Origin of the sequence: Xanthobacter lutulentifluminis (genome assembly GCF_043194675.2) — a bacterium.
In the GTDB taxonomy this organism is placed as follows: Bacteria; Pseudomonadota; Alphaproteobacteria; order Rhizobiales; family Xanthobacteraceae; genus Xanthobacter.
In genome coordinates this window covers 1,120,504-1,134,016 of record NZ_CM195525.1, presented here as the reverse complement: position 1 = coordinate 1,134,016, position 13,513 = coordinate 1,120,504, and the positions used below count along the sequence as shown (strand labels likewise).

Below are 13,513 nucleotides of genomic sequence, written 5' to 3'. Positions count from 1 at the left end.
TCAGAGCGCGGCGAGGATGGCGCCGAGCGCCTCCACCTTCTGCGGCCCGAGGCGGGCCTCGATGCGGGCCTGGCATGCGTCCCACACCGGCCGGGCCCGCGCCAGCAGGTCGCTGCCGGGGGCGGTGAGGGTGATCATGGATTCGCGATGGTCGTCCGCGCTGCGCCCGGTCCGCATCAGCTCCATGCGCTCCAGCACCCGCACGTTGCGGCCGATGGTGGAGCGGTCGAGCTCGGCGATTCGTCCAAGCTCGGTCAGGCTGAGGGAGCCGCGCGCCGCGACCATGCGCAGCAGCGCATACTGGGCGATGTTGATGCCCAGCGGCGCGAGCGCCTCGTCGTACACGCCGCTGAGCCGGCGCGTCGCCTTGCGCAGAAGGGTGCAGTAGCAGGCGGCGGACATGCCTGCGTGTATATGCCCGTTCCCCGTCCCTGTCCACATGGTGGCCTTTCCGGGTCTGGCCGGAGATCCACCGCGTGGGCCGCGACGGCCTCTTGAGCTTGGCCCGCTTTCCAGCATGATGGCGCATCTTTCCGGGGGAGCGCCATGGTCGCCGAGGTGAGTGTGCTCGTCGTCGGGGCGGGCCCGACGGGATTGCTGCTGGCCGCCGAGCTGCAGCGTCGTGGGGTGGACACCCTGCTGATCGACGCCCATGACGGCCCCCTTGCGTGGGACCGGGCGACGGTGGTCCATCCCCGTTCCATCGAGATCTTTGACGCCCTCGGCATCGCCGGGCCCCTGCTGGACGCGGGCGTGCGCCAGCGCCTGTGCCGCATCCATTCCGACGGCGTCGCGCTCGGCGAGATCGACCTGTCCCTCAGCGGCAGCCGCTATCCCTTCAACCTCGGCGTCTCCGAAGAGGTGACGGAGGCCATCCTCACCACCTATCTGGAGGGGCTCGGCGGCGCGGTCACGCGCTCCACCCGGCTGGTGGGGCTGGAGGAGCAGGGCGACGGCGTCATCGCCACCGTGGAGACCGGCGGAGAGGAGCGGCAGGTCCGCGCCCGCTGGGTGGTGGGCTGCGACGGCCACCGGAGCACCGTCCGCCAGATCGCCGGCATCGAGCAGGACGGCCACCCCATCGAGGAGCCGTGGGCGGTGTTCGATGCGGCCGTGGGCGGATGGCCCTATTCGCATGAAGGCAACTACGCCTATCTCGAGGACACACCGGTCATTCTCACCGCATTGCCGGGGGAGCGCTGGCGCATCTATCTGCGGCCCACGGGCGAGAATTCCGACATCGTGGCGGACGCCGCCGCGACCCTCGCGCTCTACCTGCCGGAGGCCTCGTTCGAGGCGGTGGCCAACCCCGTCCGGTTCCAGTGCTACACCCGCGTGGCGCAGAAATACCGCGCTGGCCGCCTGCTGCTGGCGGGCGATGCGGCCCACACCTGCAGCCCGGTGCAGGGCCACGGCATGAACAGCGGCCTGCAGGATGCCTTCAACCTCGGCTGGAAGCTGGCGCTGGTGGCGCAGGGCGGCCATGCCGAGGCGCTCCTCGACAGCTACGAGGCGGAGCGCCGGCCGGTGGCGCAGAAGGTCGTCGCATCCGGCGACGAGGCCGACCGCGCCCAGCTGCTGACCGATCCGGAGCAGCGCCGTGCGCGCGACGCGTTCATCCGCGGCATCTTCGCCAGTCCAGACACGCGCCACCACGAGGCCGTGGCCGAGGCCGAGCTCGACATCGACTATTCCGCCTCGCCCATCGTCATGGGCGCTGCCAACGACATGCTGGCCGCCGGCCGGCTGTGGCCCCACGGCATGGAGGTTCAGCCGGCCGAAGGGGTGCCCCACCCCATCGGCGCGCTCGCCAACCGGAGCGGGCACACCGCCATTCTGGTGGGCGCCGCGGCAGTGCCGCCGGAGGCGCTGACCACGCTCCACCGTACGGTGGCGGCGGGCGCGGCCGGCGTGCTCGTGGACGCGAGCTTCACCCTCTCCCCCCACGGGCCGGGCGCCGAGGGGCATGCGGGCATCGCCCCGGAGGCGCCGGAGCAATTGGGCGTCACCGGCGCGACGCTGTTCGTGGTGCGGCCCGACGGCTATGTGGGCCTGCGCGCCGACGCGCAGCACGCCGAGGCGCTGGCCGCCTATGCTGCCCGCCTCGCCACCGGCGGCTCCTGAGCGCCGGGGCGAGGTTCTTTCCGCCGCAGCAAACCGCAGGGAGGGCAGCGCCGCCCCCTCGATCGGCGATGGATGCGGTCCGGCCGCGAAGGATCCGACATGAGCGAGTTCGAGGTCCGCGATCCGCGTTTCCGCGGCCTGTTCATCGCCTCGGCGCAGCTGGAGCGTCCGTGGACGGGCGCGCGCTGGGTGGAGGGACCGGCCTATTTTCCGGCCGGCCGCTACCTCGTCTTCTCGGACATCCCCAACGACCGCATGCTCCGCTACGACGAGACCAACGGGGCGGTCTCCGTCTTCCGCGCGCCGTCACAGAACAGCAACGGCAATACGGTGGACACGGAGGGCCGTCTCGTCACCTGCGAGCACCGCACCCGCCGCATTACCCGCACCGACCATGACGGCGCAATCGTCGAGCTTGCCGCCCGCTTCGAGGGCCGGCGGCTGAACTCGCCCAACGACATCGTGGTGAAATCGGACGGCACCATCTGGTTCAGCGATCCGACCTACGGCATCGACAGCGACTATGAGGGCGATGCCGCGCCCTCCGAGCTCGGCCGGCAATGCGTCTACCGCCTCGATCCGCGCACGGGCGTGCTTGCGGCCGTGGTGACGGACTGCGTGCAGCCCAACGGCCTCGCCTTCTCGCCCGACGAGACCATCCTCTATGTCAGCGACACCGGCGCCAGCCACGAGCCGGACCGACCCCACGCGATCTTCGCCTATGATGTGCGCGGCGGCGGAAGCCTCGCCAATCCCCGCCTGTTCGCGCGGCTGGAGGAAGGCTTCTTCGACGGCCTGCGCTGCGACGTGGACGGCAACGTGTGGACCTCCGCGTTCCGCGCCATCCATTGCTATGCGCCGGACGGCGCGCTGCTGGGCGTGCTTCCCATGCCGGAGCGCGTTTCCAACCTGTGCTTCGGCGGCGCCAAGCGCAACCGCCTGTTCATCACCGCCCAGACGTCGCTTTATGCGCTCTACGTGAACACCCGGGGCGCGGTGCGCATAGGCGCGCCGGGCTGAGCCCTCACGCAGCGGCGGCGATGGCGAAGCGGGTGCGATAATCGCCGGGGGAGAGGCCGACGATGCGGTGGAACAGCTTGCGGAAGGCGCCGGCGTCCTCGTAGCCGACCGACCATGCGATCTGCTCCACCGTGCGGCGGGTGAATTCCAGCAGCTCGCGCGCCTTGCCGATGCGCAGGTGCTGGGCGTACTCGGTCGGCTTCATGCCGGTGGCGGCCTTGAAGCGGCGCTGGAACGTGCGCTCCTCCATGGCGATCACCTTCGCCATGTCCACCACGCTCACCGCCTTCGCCTCGCGTGCCTGAAGCCAGTGCTGCACCTTCAGGATCGCCTCGTCGCCATGGGTGAGATTGGGCGAGAAGCGGGAATAATAGCGCTGCTCCCGGCCGGGCGCGTCGATCAGCATGAAGCTGCCGGTGTCCGCCATCACGGTGGGGCCAAGCAGCCGGTCCACCAGCCGCAGGCCGAGATCGGTCCAGGCCATCAGGCCGCCGGCGGTCACGATGTCGCCGTCCTCGATCACCATGCGGTCGATGTCGAGCCGCACCTCCGGGAAACGCGCGCGGAAGGCGTCGGCGAACAGCCAGTGGGTGGTCGCCGGCCGCCCCGAGAGGAGGCCGGTGGCGGCGAGGGCGAACACGCCGCCACAGCTGGCCGCCAGCGTCGTGCCCTGGGCGTGGCGGTCCAAGAGCCAGCGCGCGCACGGCGCCGCCTCTTCCGCCTCCATGGGGCCGGTGAGCCGGCCGGGCACCACCAGCACCGCCGGCTCCATCGGGCGGGCGAGCTGCGGATGGGTGTCGAACGCGCGGCCCCAAGCGCCGTCCGCGCCCGGCTGCCAGTGGCTGACGCGCAGCACCGGACCGCCATGCTTCAGCGAGAACTGGCCGGCGATGTCCAGCAGGTCGGTCATGCCATGCACCATTGCCGACTGGCATCCCGGATAGAGGACCATGCCCACTTCGGCTTTTGGTTCCGCGGTTCCGACCTTCATCTGCTGCTCCTGACGGTTTTGGCGCGCTCAATGTCGGTTCTGCCAATCCCGATGATCGGTCGCCGGGCGTAATCCTTCAACCCATGGAACGCGACGTTCCGACGAAACGCCTCAACACACGGCAAGGATTACGGAAATGGCCACGATCACCACCGCCGACGGCGCCCGCATCTTCTACAAGGACTGGGGCCCGAAGGATGGGCAGCCCATCGTCTTCTCCCACGGCTGGCCGCTCTCCGCCGATGCCTGGGACGCGCAGATGGTGTTCTTCGCCAACGAGGGCTTTCGCACCATCGCCCATGACCGGCGCAGCCACGGTCGTTCCGACCAGGTGTGGTCCGGCAACACCATGGACCAGTATGCCGACGACCTCGCCGAGCTGATCAACGGGCTCAACCTGAAGGATGCGATCCTCGTGGGCCATTCCACCGGCGGCGGCGAGGTGACGCGCTATGTGGGCCGCCACGGCACGGCGCGCGTCGCCAAACTGGCCCTGATCGGCGCGGTGCCGCCGCTGATGCTGAAGACCGAGGCCAATCCCGGCGGCCTGCCGCTGGCGGTCTTCGACGCCATCCGCAAGGGCACGTACGACAACCGCTCGCAGTTCTTCAGGGATCTCACCATTCCCTTCTACGGCTACAACCGCGAAGGGGCGCAGATCTCCGAGGGCATCCGCGAGAGCTTCTGGCTGCAGGGCATGATGGGCGGCCTGAAAGGCCAGCTCGACTCCATCCGCGCCTTCTCCGAAAGCGACTTCCACGCCGACCTCAAGCGCTTCGACAAGCCCACCCTCGTGCTGCACGGTGACGACGACCAGATCGTGCCGATCGGCGCCTCGGCGCTGGAGACGGCGAAGCTGGTGCCCCATGCCGAGCTGAAGGTCTACCGGGGCGCCGACCATGGCCTGACGCAGACCCATCAGGACCGGTTCAACGCCGATCTCCTCGCCTTCATCAACGGCTGAAGCCGCGCCCCGGGCCGGTCATCCCGGCCCGCCCCCGCCGTCCCCCCAATTGCGGAGCCTCCCCATGTCCACCCAGTCTTCTCCCCGCGAAACCTTCCTCGTCACCGGCGCCTCCGACGGCATCGGCGCCGTCTATGCCGACCGCCTCGCCCGGCGCGGGCACAACCTCGTCCTCGTCGCCCGCCGCGCCGACAAGCTCGATGCGCTGGCCGCCGGGCTGCGCGCCGCCCACGGGGTGGAGGTGGAGACCCTGCCGGCCGACCTCGCAGCCCCCGCCGACCTTGCCCGCGTCGAGGCGCGGCTGGCCTCGGACGCGGCTATCACCGGGCTCGTCAACAACGCCGGCATCGCCGGCGAGGCCGCCTTCGTGGAGACCGACCCCGCCCTCCTGTCCGGGATGATCGCCCTCAACGTGCTCGCGGTGACGCGCCTTGCCGCGGCCATCGCGCCGCGGCTCGCGCAGCGGGGCGCCGGCACCATCATCAACATGAGCTCGGTGACGGCGCTGATGCCGGCCGCCTTCACGGCGGTCTATCCGGCCACCAAGGCCTTCGTGCTCGCCTTCTCGGAGGCGTTGCAGGCCCAGCTCGGCCCGAAGGGCGTGCGGGTGCAGGCGGTGCTGCCGGGCATCACCCGCACCGCCATCTGGACCGAGGAGGCGATGGAGCGGCTGCCGGCGGCCATGGTCATGACCGTGGACGACATGGTGGACGCCGCCTTCGCCGGGCTCGACCTCGGCGAGGCCGTCACCATTCCCTCGCTGCCCGATACCGGCGACTATGGCGCATACCTTGCCGCGCGCGATGGGCTGCGGCCCAACCTGTCCCTCAACCAGCCCGCCGCGCGCTATCGCGCCTGAGCCGGCCTTTCAAGGAGCACGCCCATGATCGCCGGCCTCTCCATTGACGCTTTCATCACCCTGCACGTGGTGATCAGCCTGATCGGCATCGCCACCGGCCTCGTCGCCATGGCGGCCCTTGCCGCCGGGCGCTGGCGGGCCGGCTGGCAGGCCGCCTTCCTCGTCACCACCGCGCTCACCAGCCTCACCGGCTTCCTGTTCCCGTTCAGCGGCGTGACGCCCGCATTCGTGTTCGGCGTCGTCTCGCTGCTGCTGCTGGCCATCGCCGTCGCGGTCCTGCCGGTGCGGGCGCGGCGCCGGTGGGCGGGCATCGCCTATGTGGTGAGCGCCACCCTCGCGCTCTACCTGAACCTGGTGGTGCTGGTGGTCCAGTCGTTCCAGAAGATCCCGGCGCTGCAGCGGCTGGCGCCGACCCAGAGCGAGCCGCCGTTCCTCGCCGGACAGGTGCTCGTGCTGCTGGTGGCGGTGGCGCTCGGCTGGCTCTCGGCGGCGCGGTCGCGGCCCACGTCGCTCCAGGCGGCACGCGGCTGACATGCGGGGGGCGGGAAACTGGCAGGTCCGGCGCCGCCCCGCGCCGGGCCGGCTCGCGTCCCCCGCGTCCGGGCCTAGACGATGTAGGAGAGGGGCGCCGGCTTGTGGGTGGCGCGGAACGCGGCGAGGCGCTGGGCGGCCTTGTCGCTGGAGGCCTGCAGGTGGGCCACCAGAGCCCGCCGGGCGGCCGCGTTCTGGCCCTTGCGCACCGCGCGGACGATATCGAGGTGCTCGTCCATGAACGGGTCCACGAGGCCGTGGGGCTTCAGCTCGGTCTGGATGTGCTTGCCCGAGACCAGGATGCAGCGGGTGCGGCGCAGCGCCTCGAAGATCTCCGGGTTGCGGCCGTAGCCGATGCAGTCGATGTGGAGATCGTTCTCCAGCACGTCGAGGTCGGCGCTCGGCACCTGCGGGTAGAGCGCGACCGCCGCCTTCAGCCGCCCCTCGATGGCATCGAGCTGGGCCGCCGGGATCTGGCCGATGGCGCTGTCGAGCGCGACCGGCTCCAGGAGGATGCGCAGCTCGTAGAGGTCGCGGAAGCGGGCCTCGTCCAGCGGCACCGTCCACCAGTGGGACTTCTCGCCCTTGGAGACGATGCCCACCTCGCGCGCATGGATCAGAAGATCCCGCGCCACCGTGCGCCCAACATCGAAATGCCGGGCGATGGCCAGCTCGTTCACGCGGAAGCGGCCGAACACCGAGGACAGGATGATCTCGCGCTCGAAATCGTAATAGAGCCCCTGCCAGGCGGCGGCCTTGCGGGCCTCCACCGGTTCGGCGCCGGCCTGCAGCATGTCGGCGGTGACCGGCACGCGGCGGGGCGCGGCGTCGCGGCCGACGATGAGGCCGCGGCCGTCGAAGCGCGAGAGGAGGCCGTCCGCCTCGAGCTCCGTCAGCGCCTGCTTCACCGGCGAGCGGGACGAGCCGAACAGGGCCGCAAGCGGGCCTTCCAGCAGCACGATGCCGGCGGGCAGCGTGCCCTCGGCGATGGAGCGGCGCAGCCGGCCGGCGATGACCGCATAGGCCGGCGTGCGGTCCACGACCGGCGGGGCTGCGGGCGCCCCGCTCAGGTGACGGCGCCGATCTGCCATGGCACGAACTCGTTGTCGCCGAAGCCGAAATCCTCGCTCGCCGTATGCGCGCCCGAGGCCACCGCGAGGATCTTCTCGAAGATCCGCTCGCCGGCCGCGGCGATGGTGTCCTCCCCGGTGACGATGCCGCCGCAGTTGATGTCCATGTCCTCGTGCATGTGCAGGTACATCTGGGTGTTGGTGGCAACCTTGATGCACGGGGCCGGCTTGAAGCCGGAGACCGAGCCGCGGCCCGTGGTGAAGACGACGACGTTGCAGCCACCGGCCACCTGGCCCGTCACCGCAACCGGATCGTAGCCGGGCGTATCCATGAACACAAAGCCCGTGCGGTCGATGATCTCGGCATATTCATAGACCGCTTCGAGCGGCATGGAGCCGCCCTTGGCCACCGCCCCCAGGGATTTCTCGAGGATGGTGGTGAGTCCGCCCGCCTTGTTGCCGTGGGAGGGATTGTTGTTCAGCTCCGCGCCGTTGCGCTCGGTATAGTCGCGCCACCAGGCGATGCGGTCCATCAGCTTCTGCGCCACCTCGGGGGAGACGGCGCGGCGGGTGAGCAGGTGCTCGGCGCCGTAGATCTCCGGCGTCTCGCTGAGCACCGCCGTGCCGCCATGCCGCACCACGAGGTCCGCCGCATGGCCCAGCGCCGGATTGGCGGAGATGCCCGAATAGCCGTCCGACCCGCCGCACTGCAGCGCCACCTTCAGGCCGGTCAGCGGCACGGCGGTCCGCTGGGCTGCGTTCGCGACCGGCAGCATCTCGCGGATGATGGCGCTCGCGGTCTCGATGGTCTTGCGGGTGCCGCCGAGGCCCTGGATGGTCATGGTGCGCAGGAGCTGACCTTCATGAAGTCCTTCGCGCTTCACGATCGGCTCGATCTGGTTGGTCTCGCAGCCGAGGCCGATCATCAGGATGCCGGCGAAGTTGGGGTTCTTCGCATAGCCGCCGAGCACGCGGGTGAGATAGGCGTAGCCCTCGGTCCTGGTGTTGATGGCGCAGCCGGTGCCGTGGGTGAGGGCGACCACGCCGTCCACGTTGGGAAAGCCGGCAAGCTCGCCCGAGCGGTTGAAATGGTCCGCCACCGCCTTCGCAACGGTGGCCGAGCAGTTCACCGAGGTGACGATGCCGATGTAGTTGCGCGTGCCCACCTGTCCGTCGTGCCGCACATAGCCCTCGAAGGTGCGCCGTTCCGCCTCCGGCAGCAGCTCGGTGGGGTGTCCGTCCTGCGCGAAATGGTGCTCGGCGTCGCTGTCCTGCATGGCGAGGTTGTGCAGGTGGACATGCTCTCCGGGCGCGATGTCGGCGGTGGCGATGCCGATGGTCTGGCCGTACTTCAGGACCTTCGATCCGGCCGTGATGGGGACGACGGCCATCTTGTGCCCGCTCGGGACCTCCGCCAGCGCCGTGATGGTGGCGCCACCCGCGGCCACGGCGGTGCCCGCCGCGATGCGCGCGCGTGCCACCCCGACATTGTCCGACGCATGCAGATGTATGAGCGGCGAGGCGGCGGGGCTGGTCAGCATGGCGGTTCCCTAAAAATGATCATTGCGTGCATCAATCAATCATGTTAGGGATAGTCTAGTCAAACGAAAAAAATAATGTCTATCAGGGACGTGGAGACGCCAATGCCTATCGGACATGGTCATTGAGCATCGTCCGGCTGCAATCAGATTGCGGTCTGATGTGTTTCTGCGCGTATTGCGCGCGGAGTTGTTCATTCCAGACGAAACGGATTCCAGGCCGTGGGCTATGAATTCGACTTTTCATTTCTGAGCGAGTATTGGCCGGATCTTCTTCACGGCGTCTGGCTCACCCTCGGCATGACGGCGGCCTCCGTGCTGCCGGGCTTCGCGGTCGGCACCCTGTGCGCGGTCGGGCGGCTGTACGGGCCGCCGGCGGTGCAGCGCGCCGTGACCATCTATGTGGAGGCGATCCGCAACACGCCGCTCATCATCCAGGTGTTCTGGCTGTTCTTCGGTCTCGCGGTTCTCGGCGCGAAGATCGATCCGTTCCCGGCCGCGGTGCTGGCGCTGGTGGTGAATGTGGGCGCCTACACGGCCGAGATCATGCGCGCCGGCTTCCGCTCCATCGCCAAGGGGCAGATCGAGGCGGCCAACTGCCTGGCGCTGACCCCCGCGCAGGTGCTGTGGTCGGTGCAGCTGCCGCAGGCGGTGGAGCGCGTCTATCCCGCGCTTGTCAGCCAGTTCGTGCTGATGATGCTCGCCACTGCCATCATGTCCCAGATTTCGGCGGAAGAGCTCACCGGCGTTGCCTACATGATCCAGTCCTTCACCTTCCGCGGGTTCGAGGTCTACCTCGTCATCGCGGTGATCTATCTGGCGATGGCCTCGCTTCTGCGCCTCACCCTGCTGGGCGTTGCGCACGTTTCCTTCCCCCGCCTGCGCCGTCTCGGCACGCCGTTGTGAGGTAAGCCATGCTGGGCCTGACCATCGAGCAGATCGCCTATCTCTTCCGCGGCGCGGGCTGGACCATCGTCCTCTCCCTGCTCGGCTTCGTGGGCGGCACGCTGCTGGGCCTGCCGGTGGCGCTCGCCCGCTCCTCCCGCAGCCGCATCCTGCGCTTCCTTTCCGCCGTGCTGGTGCAGGTGGTGCAGGGCATTCCGCTGCCGGTCATCATGTTCGTGGTCTATTTCGGCATCTCCATCGGCGGCTTCGACGTGCCGGCGCTGGTGGCCGCGGGCGTCGCCATGACGCTCTATTCCGGCGCCTATCTCGGCGAGATCTGGAAGGGCTGCATCCTCGCCGTGCCGAAGACGCAGTGGGAGGCCGGCGAGTGCCTCGCCCTCACCGGAACGCAGCGCTTCGTCTTCGTCATCCTGCCTCAGGCCCTGCGCATCGCCGTGCCGCCGACGGTGGGCTTCCTGGTGCAGATCGTGAAGAACACCTCCTATTCGGTGGTGATTAACTTCTTCGACCTGACCTATTCGGCGAAGGTCATCAACAATGCCACCTTCAAGCCCTTCACCGTCTTCACCATCGCGGCGGTGATCTACTTCGCCATCTGCTTCCCCATGTCGCTGCTCGCCGGCCGGTTCGAGCGCCGGCTCCACCGCAGCTGAGGGCGCGCCGTGGCCGTCTCCATCGCGTCCGTTCCCGTCACACCCGTTCCCAACGAGGGCCGCTCCATGACCCCCGCCGCCGCGCCGCTGGTGCGCTTCAAGGACGTCGAGAAGAACTTCGGCGCGCTCAAGGTGCTGAAGGGCATCACCCTCGATGTCGCCCCCGGCCAGGTGGTGGCGCTGATCGGCCGCTCCGGCTCGGGCAAGAGCACGGCCCTGCGCTGCGTGAACGGGCTGGAAAAGATCGACGGCGGCGAGCTGGACGTCTGCGGCCGCGCGCTGCACGCCGGCAAGGTGGACCTGCTGGAGCTGCGCAAGGACGTGGGCATCGTCTTCCAGAGCTACAACCTCTTCCCCCATCTCACGGTGGAGGAGAACATCACCCTCGCCCCGCGCAAGGTGCGCCGCGTCGGCAAGGCCGAGGCGCGGGAGATCGCCGCCGAGGTGCTGGAGGAGGTGGGCCTCTCCGACAAGGCGCAGGCCTATCCCGAGCAGCTCTCCGGCGGCCAGCAGCAGCGTGTCGCCATCGCCCGCTCGCTCGCCATGCGGCCGAAGCTGATCCTGTTTGACGAGGTGACCTCGGCGCTCGACCCCGAGCTCACCGGCGAGGTGCTGAAGGTGATCGAGCGCCTCGCCCGCGAGGGCATGACCATGATGCTGGTGACCCACGAGATGGCGTTCGCCCGCTCGGTCGCGAACACCGTCGTCTTCATGCACCAGGGCCGGGTCTGGGAGACCGGATCGGGCGCCATGCTCGCCGATCCCGCCACCGACGAATTGCGCCAGTTCGTCCGCAACGGCCTGTGACCATCCCGAAAGAGACAAACCGGAGGATACCAAGGATGCTCGACACGTTCACCCGCAAGGCCCCGCTCCTCGGCGCGCTGGCGCTCGCCCTCGGCCTCGCCGCCGGCCTTGCGCCCGCCGCGGCCGAGACGCCGGCTGGCATCAAGCAGCGCGGCAAGCTCATCGTCGCCATCGATGTCTCGCACCCGCCCTACGGCATGCTCGACGCGCAGGCCAAGGAGACCGGTTCGGACGTGGAGACCGCCAAGCTCCTCGCCCAGGACATGGGCGTCGCTCTGGAGGTTCTGCCGGTGTCCGGCGCCAACCGGGTGCCGACGCTCCTCGCCAACAAGGCGGACCTCGTGATCGCCTCCTTCTCCATCACCCCCGAGCGCAAGAAGGTGGTGGACTATTCCATCCCCTACGGCGTGATCCCGGTGGTGGTGTCCGCGCCCAAGTCCATGGCCATCAAGACCCCGGCGGATCTGGCCGGCAAGTCCATCGCGGTCGCGCGCGGCACCACCGCCGACATCGAGCTGACGCGTACCGTCAAGGAGGCCAAGGTCGCCGCCAGCATCGTGCGCTACGAGGACGAGGCGACCGCCAACACCGCCCTCGCCACCGGCCAGCAGGACGTTCTCGCCGCCGCGCTCTCCACCGCCAATTCGGTGGCCGGGCAGAATCCCGGCAAGGCGATGGAGGTGAAGCTGGAGATGGCCGCCTATCCCATGGCCGTCGGCCTGCGCAAGAATGATCCCGAGCTCAAGGCCTATGTGGACGGCTGGGTGAAGGCGAACCTCGCCAACGGCAAGCTGAACGACATCTACAAGAAGTATTTCGGCCAGTCGCTGCCGGAAAATCTTCCGGCGGAGTGAGGACAGGCCCGTCGCTGCTGTCCGAAAATCGCGTCCGGCGACGTCCCGCGCCGGCCGCTTCCCGCCCCGCGCCGCCCCCCTCCCTCCGGGCCGGCGCGGGGTGGATCCGCGGCGAGGGCGTGGCCGCTGTGTCATGGCCCTGATGAAACCCGGCGCGCCGGTTCGCGCCCTCACCCCGGATCCATCTCGAAGCTCAAGCGCCGGCGCCGCCGCACGGGCGGCCGCCGCGTGCCTGCGCCGTTCCCCAAGGAGCTGTCATGCCGTCTCCCGCCATCCCCTACCGCGGGCTGTTCCCGGTGGCCCCGACCCCGTTCAAGACCAACGGCGACCTGGATCTCGAAGGCCAGCGCCGCGTGCTCGACCTGATGGTCGACCAAGGCGTGGACGGCATCTGCATCCTCGCCAACTACTCCGAGCAGTTCCTCATCACCGACGAGGAGCGCCGCGTCCTCACCGAACTCGCGCTCGACCACGTGGCCGGACGGGTGCCGGTGATGGTCACCTGCTCGCACTTCTCCTCCCGTGTCGCCGCTGCCCGCGCCGCCCATGCGCGCAGCTGCGGAGCGAAGCTCATCATGGTGATGCCGCCCTATCACGGCGCGGGCATCAAGCTGGATGAAGGCGCCATCTTCGACCATTTCGCCCAGGTGGCCGAGGCGGCCGACATTCCGGTGATGGTGCAGGACGCGCCCTTGAGCGGCGTCACCCTGTCCGTTCCGTTCATGGTGCGCCTCGCAGCCGAGCTGCCGCTGGTGCGCTACTTCAAGATCGAGGTGCCGGGCACCGCCGCCAAGCTGCGCACCCTCATCGCTGCCGGCGGCGCTGCCATCGAGGGTCCGTTCGACGGCGAGGAGGCGATCACCCTCATGGCCGATCTCGATGCCGGCGCCACCGGCGTCATGTCCTCCGCCATGGCGCCGGACCTGCTGCGTCCCGTGCTGGAGCACCATGCGGCCGGTCGCCGGGCCGAGGCGGCCGAGGCCTACGCCCGGGTGCTGCCGCTCATCAACTACGAGAACCGCCAGTGCGGCCTGCGCGCGGCGAAGATCGTTATGATGGAGGGCGGCGTCATCGCTTCCGACGCGGTGCGCCACCCGCTGGAGCCGGTGCATCCCGCCACCCGCGCCGGCCTCATCGAGATCGCCCGCACCGTCAACCCGCTGGCCCTGAGCTGGGGCAAGTAAGGTGGAGCCCGC

14 protein-coding genes are annotated in these 13,513 nt (G+C 69.4%); 10 read left to right on the top strand and 4 right to left on the bottom strand.

Annotated elements, in window-relative coordinates:
- Nucleotides 1-402, bottom strand: coding sequence for a MarR family winged helix-turn-helix transcriptional regulator (locus tag V5F49_RS05175; protein ID WP_394116155.1), 402 nt, complete (start codon nucleotides 400-402; stop codon nucleotides 1-3).
- Nucleotides 403-546: 144 nt separating this feature from the next.
- Between V5F49_RS05175 and V5F49_RS05170 the strand changes: the two genes are divergently transcribed.
- Both V5F49_RS05170 and V5F49_RS05165 read left to right on the top strand, forming a co-directional pair.
- The gene (locus V5F49_RS05170; protein ID WP_394116156.1) at nucleotides 547-2,124 is read left to right on the top strand and encodes an FAD-dependent monooxygenase; all 1,578 of its coding nucleotides are present in this window, start codon (nucleotides 547-549) and stop codon (nucleotides 2,122-2,124) included.
- 99 nt (nucleotides 2,125-2,223) lie between these two features.
- Nucleotides 2,224-3,144 (top strand): SMP-30/gluconolactonase/LRE family protein, encoded by a 921-nt coding sequence (locus V5F49_RS05165; RefSeq protein ID WP_394116157.1) that lies wholly within the window; start codon nucleotides 2,224-2,226, stop codon nucleotides 3,142-3,144.
- Nucleotides 3,145-3,148: 4 nt separating this feature from the next.
- Here V5F49_RS05165 and V5F49_RS05160 read toward each other — a convergent pair whose 3' ends face one another.
- Nucleotides 3,149-4,135, bottom strand: a complete 987-nt coding sequence (locus V5F49_RS05160) for a GlxA family transcriptional regulator (protein WP_394116158.1) — start codon at nucleotides 4,133-4,135, stop codon at nucleotides 3,149-3,151.
- A gap of 136 nt (nucleotides 4,136-4,271) precedes the next feature.
- Between V5F49_RS05160 and V5F49_RS05155 the strand changes: the two genes are divergently transcribed.
- From V5F49_RS05155 to V5F49_RS05145, 3 genes are all read left to right on the top strand, one after another.
- Nucleotides 4,272-5,099, top strand: a complete 828-nt coding sequence (locus V5F49_RS05155) for an alpha/beta fold hydrolase (RefSeq protein WP_394116159.1) — start codon at nucleotides 4,272-4,274, stop codon at nucleotides 5,097-5,099.
- 64 nt (nucleotides 5,100-5,163) lie between these two features.
- A complete protein-coding gene (locus V5F49_RS05150) occupies nucleotides 5,164-5,958 on the top strand; it encodes an SDR family NAD(P)-dependent oxidoreductase (protein ID WP_394116160.1) in 795 nt (264 codons plus the stop codon).
- A gap of 24 nt (nucleotides 5,959-5,982) precedes the next feature.
- The gene (locus V5F49_RS05145; protein WP_394116161.1) at nucleotides 5,983-6,489 is read left to right on the top strand and encodes a hypothetical protein; all 507 of its coding nucleotides are present in this window, start codon (nucleotides 5,983-5,985) and stop codon (nucleotides 6,487-6,489) included.
- A gap of 74 nt (nucleotides 6,490-6,563) precedes the next feature.
- On the opposite strand, the gene V5F49_RS05140 is transcribed toward V5F49_RS05145, so the two are convergent.
- Together V5F49_RS05140 and V5F49_RS05135 are read right to left on the bottom strand one after the other, a co-directional pair.
- Nucleotides 6,564-7,580 (bottom strand): GntR family transcriptional regulator, encoded by a 1,017-nt coding sequence (locus V5F49_RS05140; protein ID WP_394116162.1) that lies wholly within the window; start codon nucleotides 7,578-7,580, stop codon nucleotides 6,564-6,566.
- Nucleotides 7,556-9,100 carry a D-arabinonate dehydratase gene (locus V5F49_RS05135; protein WP_394116163.1) on the bottom strand — a complete coding sequence of 515 codons (1,545 nt, stop codon included), beginning with the start codon at nucleotides 9,098-9,100 and terminating at the stop codon, nucleotides 7,556-7,558. Before V5F49_RS05135 ends, V5F49_RS05140 begins: the two co-directional genes overlap by 25 nt.
- A 219-nt stretch (nucleotides 9,101-9,319) precedes the next feature.
- Here V5F49_RS05135 and V5F49_RS05130 point away from each other — a divergent pair, with 219 nt between their 5' ends.
- The 5 genes from V5F49_RS05130 to V5F49_RS05110 all read left to right on the top strand — a co-directional run bounded on the left by V5F49_RS05130 (nucleotide 9,320) and on the right by V5F49_RS05110 (nucleotide 13,501).
- A complete protein-coding gene (locus V5F49_RS05130; protein WP_394116164.1) occupies nucleotides 9,320-10,003 on the top strand; it encodes an amino acid ABC transporter permease in 684 nt (227 codons plus the stop codon).
- 8 nt (nucleotides 10,004-10,011) lie between these two features.
- Nucleotides 10,012-10,656 (top strand): amino acid ABC transporter permease, encoded by a 645-nt coding sequence (locus tag V5F49_RS05125; protein ID WP_394116165.1) that lies wholly within the window; start codon nucleotides 10,012-10,014, stop codon nucleotides 10,654-10,656.
- Between the two features lie 66 nt (nucleotides 10,657-10,722).
- Entirely contained in the window at nucleotides 10,723-11,463 is a 741-nt protein-coding gene (locus tag V5F49_RS05120) for an amino acid ABC transporter ATP-binding protein (RefSeq protein ID WP_394116290.1), read from the top strand.
- A 35-nt stretch (nucleotides 11,464-11,498) separates the two neighbouring features.
- Entirely contained in the window at nucleotides 11,499-12,317 is an 819-nt protein-coding gene (locus tag V5F49_RS05115) for a transporter substrate-binding domain-containing protein (protein WP_394116166.1), read from the top strand.
- Nucleotides 12,318-12,574: 257 nt separating this feature from the next.
- Nucleotides 12,575-13,501, top strand: a complete 927-nt coding sequence (locus V5F49_RS05110) for a dihydrodipicolinate synthase family protein (RefSeq protein WP_394116167.1) — start codon at nucleotides 12,575-12,577, stop codon at nucleotides 13,499-13,501.
- Nucleotides 13,502-13,513: the final 12 nt, after the last annotated feature.